Origin of the sequence: Nitratireductor aquimarinus, assembly GCF_017255295.1 — a bacterium.
GTDB classification, from domain to species: Bacteria; Pseudomonadota; Alphaproteobacteria; order Rhizobiales; family Rhizobiaceae; genus Nitratireductor; species Nitratireductor aquimarinus.
The window spans coordinates 208,465-222,069 of sequence record NZ_JAFKDE010000006.1; the positions used below are offsets into that span (position 1 = coordinate 208,465).

The window sequence follows — 13,605 nt, forward strand, 5'->3', positions numbered from 1 at the left end:
TGTGGGTGAAACGCGTGACAGGAGACCGCCAGCCATGGGAACACGCTCGGGAGAAAGAAGCCGCGGACCGAAATGCATCGCCATTGTCGGTCCGTTTGCAAGCGGTAAGACCACCCTTCTTGAAGCCATTCTGGAACGTACCGGCGCCATAATGAAACAGGCTGCGACCGGCTCCGGCGCGACAGTCGGCGATCATTCGGCAGAGGCCAGAGAGCACCAGATGAGCGTCGAGGCGAGCATCGCCACGACGGAGTTTCTGGGCGAGAGCATGACCTTCGTCGACTGCCCGGGCTCGATAGAATTCGCCCATGAGGCCGATCCCGTTCTGGCGGCTGCCGACATGGCCATCGTCGTGACGGAACCCGACGAAAAGAAGATCGCCGCCCTTCAGCTCACCCTCCACCGGCTGGACGAGCTGGGCATTCCGCGCATGATCTTTCTCAACAAGATCGAGCATGCCACGCTCGGCGTGCGCGACATGCTGAAGATGCTGCAGCCGACCAGCGACACACCGCTGATGCTGCGCCAGATCCCGCTGCGCAAGGACGGCATTGTCATCGGCTCCATCGATCTGGCGCTTGAGCGCGCCTACATCTACCGCGAACACGCCAGCAGCGAGATCGCGCCCATCGACGACGACGACAGGGCGCGCGAGGTGGAGGCCCGCTTCTCCATGCTGGAGACGCTGGCCGACCACGACGACAAGCTGATGGAGCAATTGCTCGAAGAGATCGAACCGCCGCGCGATGCGATCTTCGACGATCTGGCGGCCGATTTGCGCGACGGCAGTGTTACGCCGGTTCTCATCGGCTCGGCGGAAAAGGGCAATGGCATCCTGCGGCTGCTGAAGTCGATACGGCACGATTCACCCGACATCGAAGCCACCCGCGAGCGTCTTGGCCTGCAGGAGACGGGCGACACGGTTCTTCAGGTCATGAAGACCATCCACACGCCCCATGGCGGCAAGCTCTCGGTCTCGCGCGTGCTGTGCGGCACGCTCACCGACGGAACGGAAGTGCGCAACGAGAAGGCATCCGACAAGGTCTCGGGCATCTACACGCTGCTTGGCCGCGAGCAGAACAAGGTCGCCAGCGCACAGGCCGGCGAAACGGTTGCTCTCGGCAAGCTGGACGACGTGCGGACAGGCGATACGCTCACCACCGGCAAGACGCCGATTGCGCCGCTGATCGCGCTTGAGCCGCCTCAGCCCGTCTACTCCATGGCTGTGCGGCCCGGCGACAGAAAGGACGAGGCAAAGCTCTCGCTCGGCCTGCAGAAGCTGGCGGAGGAAGATTCAGCACTTGGCCTCGAACAGCGGCAGGAAACCGGAGAGACGGTGCTGTGCGGCCAGGGCGAGATGCACCTGCGCGTCACCCGCGAGCGGCTGGAAGGCAAATACCAGGTGCCGATCACCACGGCCCCGCCCAGCGTCGCCTACCGTGAGACGATCCGCAAGAACACCACCCAGCGTGGCCGCCACAAGAAGCAGTCGGGCGGGCACGGGCAGTTCGGCGATGTGGTTCTGGATATCCGCCCCCTGCCCCGCGGCTCGGGCTTCGAGTTCACCGACACGATCACCGGTGGCGTGGTGCCCAAGCAGTACATCCCGTCCGTGGAAGCCGGCGTCGTCGATTATCTGAAATGCGGGCCGCTTGGCTTTCCCGTCATCGATGTGGCGGTGAACCTTGCAGACGGCTCCTATCACAGCGTCGATTCCTCCGACATGGCCTTCCAGCTTGCCGGCAGGCTGGCCATGAAAGAAGGGCTTGGCGACTGTTCGCCTGTTTTGCTGGAGCCGATCCTCAAGGTGGAGGTTCACACGCCGTCCGATGCGACGGCGCGGGTGACCGCCATCCTCTCTCAGCGACGCGGGCAGATCCTCGGTTTTGACGCGCGCCCCGGCTGGAACGGCTGGGACGTGGTGGAAGCGATGATCCCGGCATCGGAGACCGGCGACCTGATCATCGAACTGCGCTCGGCCACGGCAGGCGTGGCGGGCTATCGCGCAAGCTTCGATCATATGGCCGAGCTTACGGGGCGGCTGGCAGACGCCGCAATGAACGCGCAGGGGAAGGCGGCGTAAGCGGCAACAGCCGCAGGGCTTCAGCCCCTGCGGCACACAATCGTGAAGTCGTGTGATTTTGACAGGCGGGCATCTGGCCCTACCACTTGGACAAACTGGAAAAGCAAGCTGGAGAAAGCCATGCCCGCCATCCACCGCCGCCCGCGCTGGGCGGTCGCCGAACATGCGGCCACGCCGGAAGACGTTTTCGCCAACCGCCGGACCATTCTGAAAGGGCTGGGGCTTGGCATGGGCGCGATTGCCGGCGCCGGGTTGCTACCCGGGATGGCACGGGCGCAGGGCGGGGATGACGCCGCAGGCCGCACCGCCGCGCTTTATCCGGCAGAGCGCAACACGGCCTACACGATCGAACGTGACGTGACGCCGGAAGACGTCAGCAGCGCCTACAACAATTTCTACGAATTCGGTTCCCACAAGCAGATCGCGCGCGCCGCACAGGCGCTGCCCACCCATCCGTGGGACATCGAGATCGACGGTCTGGTGGAAAAGCCCATGACCATCGCCTTCGAGGATCTGGTCAAACGCATGCCGCTGGAAGAACGTCTCTACCGGCATCGCTGCGTTGAGGCATGGTCGATGACCGTTCCGTGGACGGGTTTTCCGCTTTCCGCCCTTGTGGCGCTCGCCAGTCCGCTCTCAGCCGCCCGCTATGTGCGTTTCGAGACGTTCAACGACCCGAGCGTTGCCGGCGGACAGAAACAGGTCTGGTATCCCTGGCCTTATGTGGAAGGCGTCACGATGGAGGAAGCGGCCAACGACCTCGCCTTCATGGTGACGGGCGTCTATGGCAAGCCGCTTGCAAAACAGTTCGGCGCGCCCCTGCGCCTCGCCCTGCCCTGGAAATACGGCTTCAAGTCCATCAAATCGATCCGGCGGATCAGCTTCACGGAAGAGCGGCCCGTCAGCTTCTGGGAAGAGATCGCGGCCAGCGAATACGGCTTCTGGGCCAATGTGAACCCGCAGGTTCCGCATCCGCGCTGGAGCCAGGCGGAAGAGCGTGTCCTCCACACGGGCGAGACCGTGCCCACGCAGCTCTTCAACGGCTATGGCGAAGAGGTTGCCGCGCTTTATGCGGGGCTCGAAAACGAACAGCTCTATCGCTGACAATCGCGATTTTGGGGTGCAGATAAAAAAAGAGCCGGATCAAAAGAGATCCGGCTTAGTCATTGGAAGTGCCATATAGGCGAAACCTCCAGAGGGGAACACTCGCGGGGGCAAATGGGAGGAGAACGCCCCCGGGAGTGCCTCTCATATGGGCAATCGCCGCCTAAATAACAACCACATGATTTTGCAATTCACCCATGCAATTTTGCATGACACGCCGTATTTCTTTGGAAATACTGCGTCAAAATGCCCAATGACGCGATTTTGAAATCAAGAAATCGCGGAAGGCATGCAGCTTTGCCTGATTTTTCATCACGTTCGGATAGCAGAAATAGGTGTCGAAGGATGGCACCGCCGTTTCGGGCATAAGCTGCACGAGATCGTTGCTCTTGCCGACCACATAATCAGGCAGCATCGCGATGCCGGCACCACGCTGAACGGCCAGCTTGATCGACAGGATGTTGTTGATCTGAAGCGCTGTCTGGCGCTTTTGGCCCTCTGGTCGGCCAGCGGTCTCCAGCCAGTTCATGTCGCTCAGATGCGGCGGCACTGCCTCGCCAAACGTCACGATCCGGTGCTTGTCCAGATCCGCGATCGACGAGGGCTTGCCATGCTTGTTCACATAGGATGGCGATGCGAACAGGTGGAAATGCACGGTGAACAGCTTGCGCTGAATGAGATCCGGCTGCTGCGGCTGACGCATGCGAATGGCGCAGTCGGCCTGCCGCATGGTCAGATCCAGCTCCTCATTGTCGAGGATCAGCTGCAACTCGATGTCCGGATAGAGTTCGATGAACTCCGGCAGACGCTCCGTCAGCCAGCCCGTGCCAAGCCCCACCGTGGTGGAGACCTTCAACAGGCCGGATGGGCGATCCTTCGCCTCGGTCAGCCGTACGCGCACGCTTTCGAGCTGCATCAGCACCTCATGCGCGGTGCGGTAGAGCATCTCGCCCTGCTCGGTCAGAACGAGGCCGCGCGCGTGCCGATGAAAAAGCGGCACGCCCACTTCCTGCTCCAGCGCACTCACCTGGCGCGAAATCGCCGACTGCGAAAGATGCAGTATCTCAGCGGCGTGCGTAAACGAGCCAGCCTCTGCGGCAGCGTGAAAAACTCTGAGCTTGTCCCAGTCCAACGCCTCGTTCTCCTCTGTCAGGCGCTCGTACCGTTATGGGCGTTGCCACCCGGCTGTCGTTGCGTGTTGTTCCCGCTCTATTCGGCAGCCGCCTTTTCTGTTTCCAGCGCCGCCAGGTATTTTTCCGCTTCAAGCGCCGCCATGCAACCAAGGCCCGCTGCCGTGACCGCCTGACGGTAGACATCGTCGGCAACGTCGCCCGCTGCAAACACACCCGGCACGTCGGTCTGCGTCGTGCCCGGCTGCGTCCACAGATAGCCATTCGGCTTCTGCTTCAGCTTGCCTTCAAACAGCTCGACCGCCGGCGCATGGCCAATGGCCACGAACACGCCGTGCGTTGCCAGCTCGGAAACCTCGCCCGAATGCACATTCTTGAGGCGCACGCCCGTTACCGATGCCGGCATTGGCGGCTTGGCCGGGGTGCCGGTGATTTCATCGATCACCGTGTCCCACATGACCTTCACATTCTCTTTCGCCAGCAGGCGCTCCTGCAGAATGCGCTCGGAGCGCAGTTCGTCGCGGCGATGAACCAGCGTTACGGTCTTGGCGAGATTGGAAAGATAAAGCGCTTCCTCGACCGCGGTATTGCCGCCGCCGACCACCACGACGTCGCGCCCGCGATAGAAGAAGCCATCGCAGGTGGCGCATGCCGAGACACCGAAGCCCATGAAGGTTTCTTCGGAGGGCAGGCCAAGCCACTTCGCCTTTGCGCCTGTGGCGATGATGAGCGCGTCACAGGTGTATTCCGTGCCGGAATCGCCCTTGAGCCGGAAGGGGCGCGAGGAAAGATCCGCTTCCACGATCAGGTCGTTGGCGATTTCCGCGCCGACATTCTCCGCCTGGCCGCGCATCTGCTCCATCAGCCAGGGGCCCTGGATCGGATCGGCAAAGCCCGGATAATTCTCCACCTCGGTGGTGATCATCAACTGACCGCCCTGCTCCATGCCCGCAACGAGAAGAGGCTTCAGCATGGCGCGCGCCGCATAGATGGCGGCCGTGTATCCGGCCGGACCCGAACCAATGATGAGAACGGGTGCATGACGACGTGACATGGAGTGAATCCTTTCTTCCTCGATGGCCCGCAGAAGCTGACATCTGGTCGCTTGCCGGCTGCAATTCTGGCTCAGCGCGCATCAAAGCAGCCACCCGCCAACGATACGCATTTTTTGGACGGCCGACCTATTAGGCCACCATCCGGACAATTCGGTGACATGATCTAAGTATTCACCACCCGATTGTGCAAGGCGAGGAATGCGTTTCCAACAGCTACCGAACGCCGCTACCGCTGTTTATCGCAGTCTGCATACCCTCAAACACGGTGGATAGAGCCCGTCGCAAACAAATGCATTGCTTGGCTTGCCATGACGCATGCCCTAATTTCGGTCTGCGTGCAGGAGAGATTCTCGCGCGCTGGGGCGTTTCCGCTTTTCGGGCTGTTCCGATGCTCCAGTAAAATGTAGATCGTCCTTTGTGCGCCGAGATGGACGCACGGCGATATGGCAACAGAATTGGGAAACACAATGCCGCTACAGGCCGATCTTGACGCAATCGACTGGAAAATTCTGCGCGAGCTTCAGGCCGACGGCAAAATGACCAATGTGGAACTGTCGCGGCGCGTCGGCATTTCCGCCCCGCCCTGTCTTCGCCGTGTCAAACGGCTCGAAGAGAGCGGCATCATCAAGGGGTACCGCGCCCTCCTGAATTCACCGGCCCTTGGTCTCGACGTGGTGGCGTTCTGCCTCATCGGGCTGCATTACCAGTCCGAGACGGAGCTCAAGACGTTTGCCGAGCGCACGCTCAAATGGCCAATCGTGCGCCGCGCATGGATGGTGTCAGGAGATTCCGACTTCATGCTGCATTGCGTGGCCCCGGACCTCACCACCTTCCAGACCTTCGTGATCGAGCAGTTAACCTCCGCGCCCAATGTCGACACGGTGCGCACCGCGCTCACCATCCGCCAGGTCAAGGACGAAGGCCTCGTCGCCATAGACTAGGCACGCGGAAGCTGCATATCGCGACTTCCTGCACCTACCCGGCATTGCTATTCGTAGTTTTCGAAATCGGGCGCGGGCACCAGTTGCAGAATGCGCCGGTGATATTCGAGCGTGAGCGGCGCAAGCACATCCCCAAGCAGAAAGCTCCACGGCACCGGGTAGCGTGAAGGCCCGTCGCCATAATCAACGCCCGGCACTTCCTTCGGGTATCGCGCGGGATTGGCCTTGAGATGTGGCAGAAGAATATCCAGCCGCTTTTCGACAATCGAAAGCCAGCGGCCCGTCAGTTCCGTGTCAGGCCGGAAGATGAAAGCGCCGTTGCCGATCACATGCGCACGCAGCCGCTTTGTCCTGTGATAGCGCCAGGCCATCTCCAGCGCACCGGCCGGCCTATCCAGAAAATACCGCTGGCCCGCGATTTTCGACTTATGGAAACGCGCCGTGCCACCCGGCACTTCACGATATCCCGCGCCAAGCGCTTCTTCCCGCTCGATTGCCTCAAATGCGGGTTTCCATGAAGCGTGGCAGCGCTTGATGTCCGTGTAGCCGCCACCGAAATGATGCATGAAATAAGCGCGCAGATAATCGGACTGATGAATGGGCGAAAGGAACTGGAACGCCGCATGGAAGGGCCGACCGGGCAGAACAAAACTCGCAAGCGTCTGCTCGGTCACGAGATGGATCCTGCATTCGCTTGTTGTCAGTGTGCGCAGCCCCTCAAGCCGCGTTTCGGAAAGCTCCACTGGCCCCAGCCAGAACACGAAAATGCGGTCTCGCCAATCAGGTGCGATCTGATCACGGCTGGAAAGCCAGGAAGACGGATACTGCATCTTAACGGAACTCCACGACCTGCCGCCGGCGTTTACCGGCAAGTCCCATGAGTTTGTTTGTCAGCGTCCGGCTTTCCTTACCCCAGACCTCGCGCAGCCTCTCGCCTGGCGGCAGCCTGCGCTTCACCTTGTCGTCGCGCCCTTCAATGCTGGTGTGCGGGTCATGCGTTCTGCCGTCGCCCGTCGTTTCCCATTGCTGAACGCAGATCGCCGGTGAAAGCTGATAGATCCTCGATGACTTGAAGACCGGCGAGAGACCACTGAAGAGAAAATCGTCCAGCGCCTCGCAGAATGCTTCGCTCTGCGACAGAAGCCTCTGCGCGCAATCGCGCGAGACGATGTAACCTGCCGCGCAATAGTGCGACGAACGCAGACGATGGAGCGTTCGACCATCGACAGCGCCACGGGCTTCTGCGTCCAAAAAGACACGCGATGCGGTCGTCTCGATCTTCACGATATCCGCGTCCTCGGGGATCCAGGCAGTGTCGCCCAGAACCGCGCCGGCATTCTCGCCAAGCAGAACATCATCCTCAAAGACAGCGCCAAAGCGCCCGCCATCCTCAAGCAGGGCGCGCCAGCAGGCCCGATGGCTCAGAAAACAGCCGACCTCGCCCGGCGTCAGCCGTCCCCAGCGCCCTTCCCCGGAAATGTGCCGATCCAGCTCGGACTGGTCCAGCAATCTGCCGTCGACGCCTTCGACGCGCGTAACCTCAAGCCCCGCCGCCCCGAAACGCTCGCGGAGCAGCGCCAGGCGATCTTCTGCCCTGCGAAGGTTTATCAGGTATAGCTTCATTTACTCGACACTGCCAATTTATTGCAGAAATCAGATTAAACCGACTCCTGAGTCGCAATAAACGACCTTATAAACCAGCAATTGCCACGTAAATTAGGCGGAATTTAATTTAATCAACAAGGGCCCATCATTCTGGTGAGATCCGTCCCTTCCTTTCAGCGGAAAGGGACACGCACCCAGCGACGGTCGGAGAAAAGTCCGGTTACCACGCCGCTGATCACCCCACCCAATTGCTCGAAGGGGCGCGCCGCTTCACGGCGCAGCTTGTCAAAGCCCGTACGCCGCTTGGTGCGCCGCTCACCCTGCAGAGCGCTGCCAAGCGCCTGACCGGATGCCGGTTTCAGAAAAACTTCCTGGATCGCCACTGCGGGCATCAGCTGATAGATCGGCCTGCCATGCCACCCCGGCACCGTACGGTTGAACAGAAACTGATCCGCAGGATCGCAAAACGTCTCCGTCAGCGCCAGCAGTTCGCGCGCGCAGTCGCGGGAGATGATGTAGGCGCCCGCACCGGCATAATCGCGATGAAGCGCGAAGACGCCATGGCCCGCAATTTCCGCCACGGGAACCTTGCCCACAAGGGTCTTGAAGCGTGACGCTTCCACCTTCACGATCCCGCCGTCGGCAGGCATCCAGTCTCCACTGGCCAGCACTTCCCCGGCATTCTCGCCCAGAAAGAGGTCGTCCTCGCACACAAGCGTGTGGTTTTCCGCACTTTCCGCCGCGATTTCCCAGCATTTTCGATGGGAAAGAAAACAGGCCACCTCACCGACGCCGAGTTCGTAGAAATTCGGTTTGCCCTTTCGATACGCCGCAATGGTCTCGTCGGAAAGCCGGGCGGCATCAACCGCCGCAACACGCTGAAACGCGAGCCCATGCGCGGAGAACTCCTTGCGCATGTGTTGAAGACGCTTTTTCTCCCGGTCGAGATTGATGACCAGAATCAGCATCGGTCTGCAGCCGACAGGCGTCGCACGGCCTGCCTGTACATGAAACGGTGATACTCACGCGAGACCCGCTGCCAGGGCGTCTTGCCACCCTGAATCGTGCTGCCGCCCGTCTCTTGCGTGCGATCGGAAACGCCAGACGGAACAACGCAGACCGGCGTAATGCCCGTCAGCCAGCGCATCTGCAGAAACGTGTCCACCGGACGGTCGAAACGTTCGCTGAGATCGAGCAGTTTTTCCGCCGTTTCGCGCGAAACCAGCTGGGCAGACGTGCGCAATTGCGTGATTTCGGGCGAAACCACGTCAATCCCATCACCGCGTGCAACAGTGCGAAAAGCGCCTTTCACAGGCCGCGTCTGAAACTGCACATAGGCAGCCCCCTTGCAGGCGGCCTTCCCCATCTCAAAGCAGCGCCCGAAAAGCGCGACGTCGAGCGCCACATCGTCTTCGATGATCAGCCCCGCATCGAGCCCGCGCTCCACGATCATGCGCCACACCTTGCGGTGCGACAGGAAGCAGGCGACTTCGGATTTGCGCAGGGCGAACGGATAAGCCGGCCTGTGAAGCTCCTTCACATAATGGCCTGCGATCTCTTCATCGCTCATTGCCTGACCGTCCACCGCGTCCACCACGCTGGCCTTGACCGGCAGTTCTTTCAGAAGATGATCCACCTGCTGTCGCCGGGCGGTCGCGCGCTGAAGGTGAATGATGAAGCCTTCGATCTTCACTTTGAAGCCTTTCGCCACAGATCCTCATAGATCCCGTTCAGCGTTTTTGCCTCACCTTCAAGGGGAAAATGCGACCGTGCATGCAAAAGCGCTGCATCGGCTGCCCTGCCCCGCAAGGCGTCGTCATCCATGTAATGCGCTGCCGCAGAAACCATCGCTCCGAGATCATCAACGGCAACAAGCGTGCCCGCACCGCTATTTTCCAATAACTCGGAGAATGCGCCCACATCCGTGGCGACGACAGGCACCGCCGTCGCCATCGCTTCGAGCGGCGTCAGGCCAAACCCTTCCCAGCGTTGCGGCGCGATGAAAAGCGAAAGCGCACGGTACCAGGCGGGAATGTCTTCGCGGGTGCCGACGAAATGAACACGGTCGGCAAGTCCGGCAGCGCGCACCTTTTCCTTCAGCCCTGCCTCGAAAGCGGCGTGCGGCTGCGTCGCCTGACCGGCGATGATCGCAGACCAGCCCGGTCGCTCCGGCAGCAAGGCAATCATCGCATCGACGAAGAGATCGGTGCCCTTTTGATGCCGCACCCGGCCAAAGCAACCGACATAGCGCTGCCCTTCAGGCATGCCAACAGCCGCCGCCCCCTCGGCGGGGCCTGGCGGCGGCGAGAAGCGCGTGGTGTCGATGCCATGCATCACAACCTGATTGGGGACCTCGAGATAGCTCGCCGTCTTGCGGCTCGTCGCCACCACGCGGTCCATGCGGTTGATCAGAAAGCGCGTCCAGCGCGTGTGATGACGCTGGGAAGCGGAGGTGAAGACCAGTTTCAGGGGCGCGCGGAAAACATCACGCAGCACCACACCGGCCAGCATCTCCGGATTGCGCCGGGCATGCCAGACACGGAACGGACGGTTTTCGGGTTTCAGCAAAAGACCCGGCACCTGCCACCAGCGCAGCTTCGGCAGTGTGTCGGGAAGGCCCGGCCCCACGGTTGTGATGGCCAGGCTCTCGGCCTGTTTGGGCACCAGTTGCACGATTGTGCTGGTGACGCCCGAAAGCCGCTTCTTGAAGTTCGGGGCCACCACTTCCACGTCTCTGACGGGAAGTGGCTGGCCGCTCGCGCTTGCGGGCACTTTGCCGGACATGGTCAGCCGTAGCGGACTTCTATCACTTCGTAGCCCCGCGCACCGCCCGGAGCATTCACTTCGATGGAATCACCAACGGCCTTGCCGATCAGCGCACGCGCGATGGGCGAGGAAATGGAAATACGACCGGCCTTCACATCGGCTTCCTGATCGCCAACGATCTGGTAGGTCTTTTCCTCTTCCGTGTCTTCGTCGACCAGCATCACGGTTGCACCAAACTTGATGGTGTCGCCGGACAGCTTCGACACGTCGATCACTTCAGCGCGGGCGATGTAATCCTCGAGCTCGCCGATGCGGCCTTCATTGAGGCTCTGCGCCTCCTTGGCTGCATGATATTCAGCATTCTCCGAAAGGTCGCCATGCGCGCGCGCCTCGGCAATTGCCTCGATGATGCGCGGGCGCTCTTCCTGCTGACGCCAACGCAGCTCTTCCTTCAACGCCGCAGCTCCGGCGAGCGTCATCGGAACCTTGATCATTTCATTCACCTTCCAGACATGAAAACAGGAACAGCTTCCGCACGCGATGCGCGAAACGCCGCCCTGCCACAGGCGCAGACATAAAAAGAAACGGTCCGAAAGCTTCTGCCTGCGGAACCGCTTCTCATGCCCCCTGTCAATATAACAAGGTCATGACGTTTTTCACGCAAATTTTTGCGTTCCGAACGTACAACTGCTCCAATCGCGAACAAATCTGTCTTGCCTGAATGTGGCTACATCCTGTCTGTTGACGGAATCGCGTAATGGGAGAAAGTTTCATGCACAACCTGGTCCTGCGAACAGCTCTGGCTTCCGCCCTTCTGGCCCTGCCCTCATTTGCGGCTGCCAAATCGTTTGCCACGGACAAGGTGACCGTCTCCTCCGAAACGCTCGCGCGCGGTCTTTCCAATCCCTGGGGGCTCGATTTCCTGCCCGACGGCAGCGCTCTCGTCACGGAGCGGTCGGGCCAGTTGCGCCTTTACGCCGATGGCGCCCTCTCGGCTCCCATTCCGGGTGTGCCTGCCGTCGCCGAAACCGGACAGGGCGGGCTTCTGGATGTTGCAGTCGCGCCGGACTTTGCCGAGACGGGAACGATCTTCCTCTCCTATTCAGAACCTGGTGAGGGCGGAGCCGGCACGGCCATCGCACGCGCCCGGCTGGTTCTGGACGGCGAGACCCCACGACTTGAAGACGTGACCACCATTTTTTCGATGAACCGGAAAACCGGGGCCGGTCAGCATTTCGGCTCGCGCATCGCGCTGCATCCCGACGGAACGCTGTTCTTCACCATCGGCGACCGCGGCGAAGGCGGCCGCGCGCAGGATCCCACGGATCATGCCGGCTCCGTCCTGCGCATCAATCGCGACGGCAGCATCCCGCAGGACAACCCATTTGCAAACACGCCCGACGCCGCGCACGAGATCTGGTCCATGGGTCACAGAAACCCGCAGGGCATGGTCTTCGATCCCGTCACCCAGTCGATCTGGACGGTGGAACATGGCGCGCGCGGCGGGGATGAAGTCAATCGCCCCGAGGCCGGCAAGAACTATGGCTGGCCGGTCATCTCCTACGGGGTCAATTATAGCGGAACGCAGATCGGCCAGGGAACCGAAGCCCCCGGCTACGAACAGCCGGAATATTACTGGGACCCCTCCATCGCCCCGTCGGGGGCGGCTGTCTATGAAGGCGAAATGTTCCCCGAATGGGAAGGCGATCTTCTGGTTGCGGCCCTTAAATACCACCTCGTTGCCCGTCTCGAACGCGATGAGGACGGGGAAATCACCGGTGAGGAACGCCTGTTCCGGGGCGCGTTCGGCCGTATCCGCGATGTGAATGTCGCGCCTGACGGTTCGATCTGGCTTCTGACCGACAAGCGCAAGGGTGAGATCATCCGCATATTCCGACCGGAATAGCCCGAAACTTTCCTGCCGTTCTGGACCATAGGCCGCCGGGCCTGCGGCCCTTGCGCCGCAGGGTTGCGCTGCGTAAGGAATACGCTCTTTCTACGATCCGGATACGCGCATGACACGGGTTCAGGCCAATCTTCTTCTGCTTCTTGCCGGCGCCATGTGGGGCATGGGCTTTGTTGCCCAGTCCACGGCCATGGATGCGATTGGCCCGTTCCTTTTCATCGGTCTGCGCTTTGCAATCGCCTGCCTCTCGGTGCTGCCCTTCGCCCTGTGGGAAAGCCGCCGCAGCACAGCGAGCCTGACGGTTCTGGACAAGCGCAATTTCGTGGTCATCGGCGTGCTCCTCTTTGCCGGCATGGCTGCGCAGCAGGTGGGGCTTCTTACAACGACCGTCACCAATTCCGGTTTTCTGACCGGGCTTTATGTGGTGATGGTCCCCTTTCTCGCCGTCCTCCTGTTTCGGCAATGGCCGCACCGGATTGTCTGGCCGGCAGCACTTTCCGCCCTTGCCGGCATCTGGCTCCTTTCCGGCGCAGGCAAGGTTTCGCTCCAGATCGGCGACTGGCTCACGATCCTCTGCGCCCTGTTCTGGGCTCTTCAGGTGATCATGATCGGGCGCAGCGCCAGCCACACGGGGCGTCCCGTCACCCTGTCCGTGACACAGTTCGGGGTAACTGCCGTCATCGCGCTCGCCATCGCTTCATTCATAGAGCCCATCGATCTTGCCGCCATCCGCATCGCGCTGCCGGAAATCCTCTATGCGGGCGTCTTTTCCGGCGGCATCGCCTTCACGCTGCAGGTCATCGGCCAGCGCTATACGACAGCGCCGCAGGCAGCCATTTTCCTCTCCACCGAGGCCGTGTTTGCCGCCCTGTTTGGCGCGATTTTCCTTGGCGAACGGCTTCCGCCACTCGGCCTTGCGGGCTGCGGTCTGATCTTTGCGGCGATCCTTGCCGTCGAGATCGTTCCCGCCATCCGCAGCCGCCGGCGAAGCGTGGCCTGAGCGTTTTCTCACGGA

General features: G+C 61.3%; 13 protein-coding genes. 5 read left to right on the forward strand and 8 right to left on the reverse strand.

All coding sequences use genetic code 11. The features are described 5' to 3' along the window. Positions 1 to 34: 34 nt before the first annotated feature. Both JYP46_RS11960 and msrP read left to right on the forward strand, forming a co-directional pair. Entirely contained in the window at positions 35 to 2,083 is a 2,049-nt protein-coding gene (locus JYP46_RS11960; protein ID WP_206548207.1) for an elongation factor G, read from the forward strand. Between the two features lie 120 nt (positions 2,084 to 2,203). Next, positions 2,204 to 3,187: a protein-methionine-sulfoxide reductase catalytic subunit MsrP gene (gene msrP, locus JYP46_RS11965; protein WP_206548208.1), complete on the forward strand. Its 984-nt coding sequence runs from the start codon at positions 2,204 to 2,206 to the stop codon at positions 3,185 to 3,187. A gap of 241 nt (positions 3,188 to 3,428) precedes the next feature. On the opposite strand, the gene JYP46_RS11970 is transcribed toward msrP, so the two are convergent. Together JYP46_RS11970 and trxB are read right to left on the reverse strand one after the other, a co-directional pair. Further along, positions 3,429 to 4,319, reverse strand: coding sequence for a LysR family transcriptional regulator (locus tag JYP46_RS11970; protein ID WP_113155757.1), 891 nt, complete (start codon positions 4,317 to 4,319; stop codon positions 3,429 to 3,431). Positions 4,320 to 4,396: 77 nt separating this feature from the next. Then, positions 4,397 to 5,371 carry a thioredoxin-disulfide reductase gene (gene trxB / locus JYP46_RS11975; protein WP_113155758.1) on the reverse strand — a complete coding sequence of 325 codons (975 nt, stop codon included), beginning with the start codon at positions 5,369 to 5,371 and terminating at the stop codon, positions 4,397 to 4,399. Positions 5,372 to 5,839: 468 nt separating this feature from the next. Between trxB and JYP46_RS11980 the strand changes: the two genes are divergently transcribed. Next, entirely contained in the window at positions 5,840 to 6,313 is a 474-nt protein-coding gene (locus JYP46_RS11980; RefSeq protein ID WP_113155759.1) for an Lrp/AsnC family transcriptional regulator, read from the forward strand. A 47-nt stretch (positions 6,314 to 6,360) separates the two neighbouring features. On the opposite strand, the gene JYP46_RS11985 is transcribed toward JYP46_RS11980, so the two are convergent. From JYP46_RS11985 to greA, 6 genes are all read right to left on the reverse strand, one after another. After that, on the reverse strand, positions 6,361 to 7,143 hold the full coding sequence (locus JYP46_RS11985; protein WP_206548209.1) for a glycosyltransferase family 32 protein: 783 nt from the start codon (positions 7,141 to 7,143) through the stop codon (positions 6,361 to 6,363). 1 nt (position 7,144) lies between these two features. Beyond that, entirely contained in the window at positions 7,145 to 7,936 is a 792-nt protein-coding gene (locus JYP46_RS11990; protein ID WP_206548210.1) for a glycosyltransferase family 25 protein, read from the reverse strand. 155 nt (positions 7,937 to 8,091) lie between these two features. Beyond that, positions 8,092 to 8,886 carry a glycosyltransferase family 25 protein gene (locus JYP46_RS11995; protein WP_113155762.1) on the reverse strand — a complete coding sequence of 265 codons (795 nt, stop codon included), beginning with the start codon at positions 8,884 to 8,886 and terminating at the stop codon, positions 8,092 to 8,094. Beyond that, positions 8,880 to 9,629, reverse strand: a complete 750-nt coding sequence (locus JYP46_RS12000) for a glycosyltransferase family 25 protein (protein ID WP_206543982.1) — start codon at positions 9,627 to 9,629, stop codon at positions 8,880 to 8,882. The genes JYP46_RS11995 and JYP46_RS12000 overlap by 7 nt, the downstream gene beginning before the upstream one ends. Further along, the gene (locus JYP46_RS12005; RefSeq protein ID WP_206548211.1) at positions 9,608 to 10,702 is read right to left on the reverse strand and encodes a glycosyltransferase family 4 protein; all 1,095 of its coding nucleotides are present in this window, start codon (positions 10,700 to 10,702) and stop codon (positions 9,608 to 9,610) included. Before JYP46_RS12005 ends, JYP46_RS12000 begins: the two co-directional genes overlap by 22 nt. 2 nt (positions 10,703 to 10,704) lie before the next feature. Further along, on the reverse strand, positions 10,705 to 11,178 hold the full coding sequence (gene greA, locus JYP46_RS12010) for a transcription elongation factor GreA (protein WP_113155765.1): 474 nt from the start codon (positions 11,176 to 11,178) through the stop codon (positions 10,705 to 10,707). Between the two features lie 278 nt (positions 11,179 to 11,456). Between greA and JYP46_RS12015 the strand changes: the two genes are divergently transcribed. Beyond that, entirely contained in the window at positions 11,457 to 12,590 is a 1,134-nt protein-coding gene (locus JYP46_RS12015; RefSeq protein ID WP_206548212.1) for a PQQ-dependent sugar dehydrogenase, read from the forward strand. A 109-nt stretch (positions 12,591 to 12,699) separates the two neighbouring features. Continuing rightward, entirely contained in the window at positions 12,700 to 13,590 is an 891-nt protein-coding gene (locus JYP46_RS12020; protein ID WP_113155767.1) for a DMT family transporter, read from the forward strand. Positions 13,591 to 13,605 lie beyond the last annotated feature (15 nt).

Excerpts from the sequence above, each read along its gene's own strand:
- JYP46_RS11960 (WP_206548207.1), top strand. The coding sequence starts at position 35 with ATGGGAACACGCTCGGGAGAAAGAAGCCGCGGACCGAAATGCATCGCC.
- msrP (WP_206548208.1), top strand. The coding sequence starts at position 2,204 with ATGCCCGCCATCCACCGCCGCCCGCGCTGGGCGGTCGCCGAACATGCG.
- trxB (WP_113155758.1), bottom strand. The coding sequence starts at position 5,371 with ATGTCACGTCGTCATGCACCCGTTCTCATCATTGGTTCGGGTCCGGCC.
- JYP46_RS11980 (WP_113155759.1), top strand. The coding sequence starts at position 5,840 with ATGCCGCTACAGGCCGATCTTGACGCAATCGACTGGAAAATTCTGCGC.
- JYP46_RS11985 (WP_206548209.1), bottom strand. The coding sequence starts at position 7,143 with ATGCAGTATCCGTCTTCCTGGCTTTCCAGCCGTGATCAGATCGCACCT.
- JYP46_RS11990 (WP_206548210.1), bottom strand. The coding sequence starts at position 7,936 with ATGAAGCTATACCTGATAAACCTTCGCAGGGCAGAAGATCGCCTGGCG.
- JYP46_RS11995 (WP_113155762.1), bottom strand. The coding sequence starts at position 8,886 with ATGCTGATTCTGGTCATCAATCTCGACCGGGAGAAAAAGCGTCTTCAA.
- JYP46_RS12005 (WP_206548211.1), bottom strand. The coding sequence starts at position 10,702 with ATGTCCGGCAAAGTGCCCGCAAGCGCGAGCGGCCAGCCACTTCCCGTC.
- greA (WP_113155765.1), bottom strand. The coding sequence starts at position 11,178 with ATGATCAAGGTTCCGATGACGCTCGCCGGAGCTGCGGCGTTGAAGGAA.
- JYP46_RS12015 (WP_206548212.1), top strand. The coding sequence starts at position 11,457 with ATGCACAACCTGGTCCTGCGAACAGCTCTGGCTTCCGCCCTTCTGGCC.
- JYP46_RS12020 (WP_113155767.1), top strand. The coding sequence starts at position 12,700 with ATGACACGGGTTCAGGCCAATCTTCTTCTGCTTCTTGCCGGCGCCATG.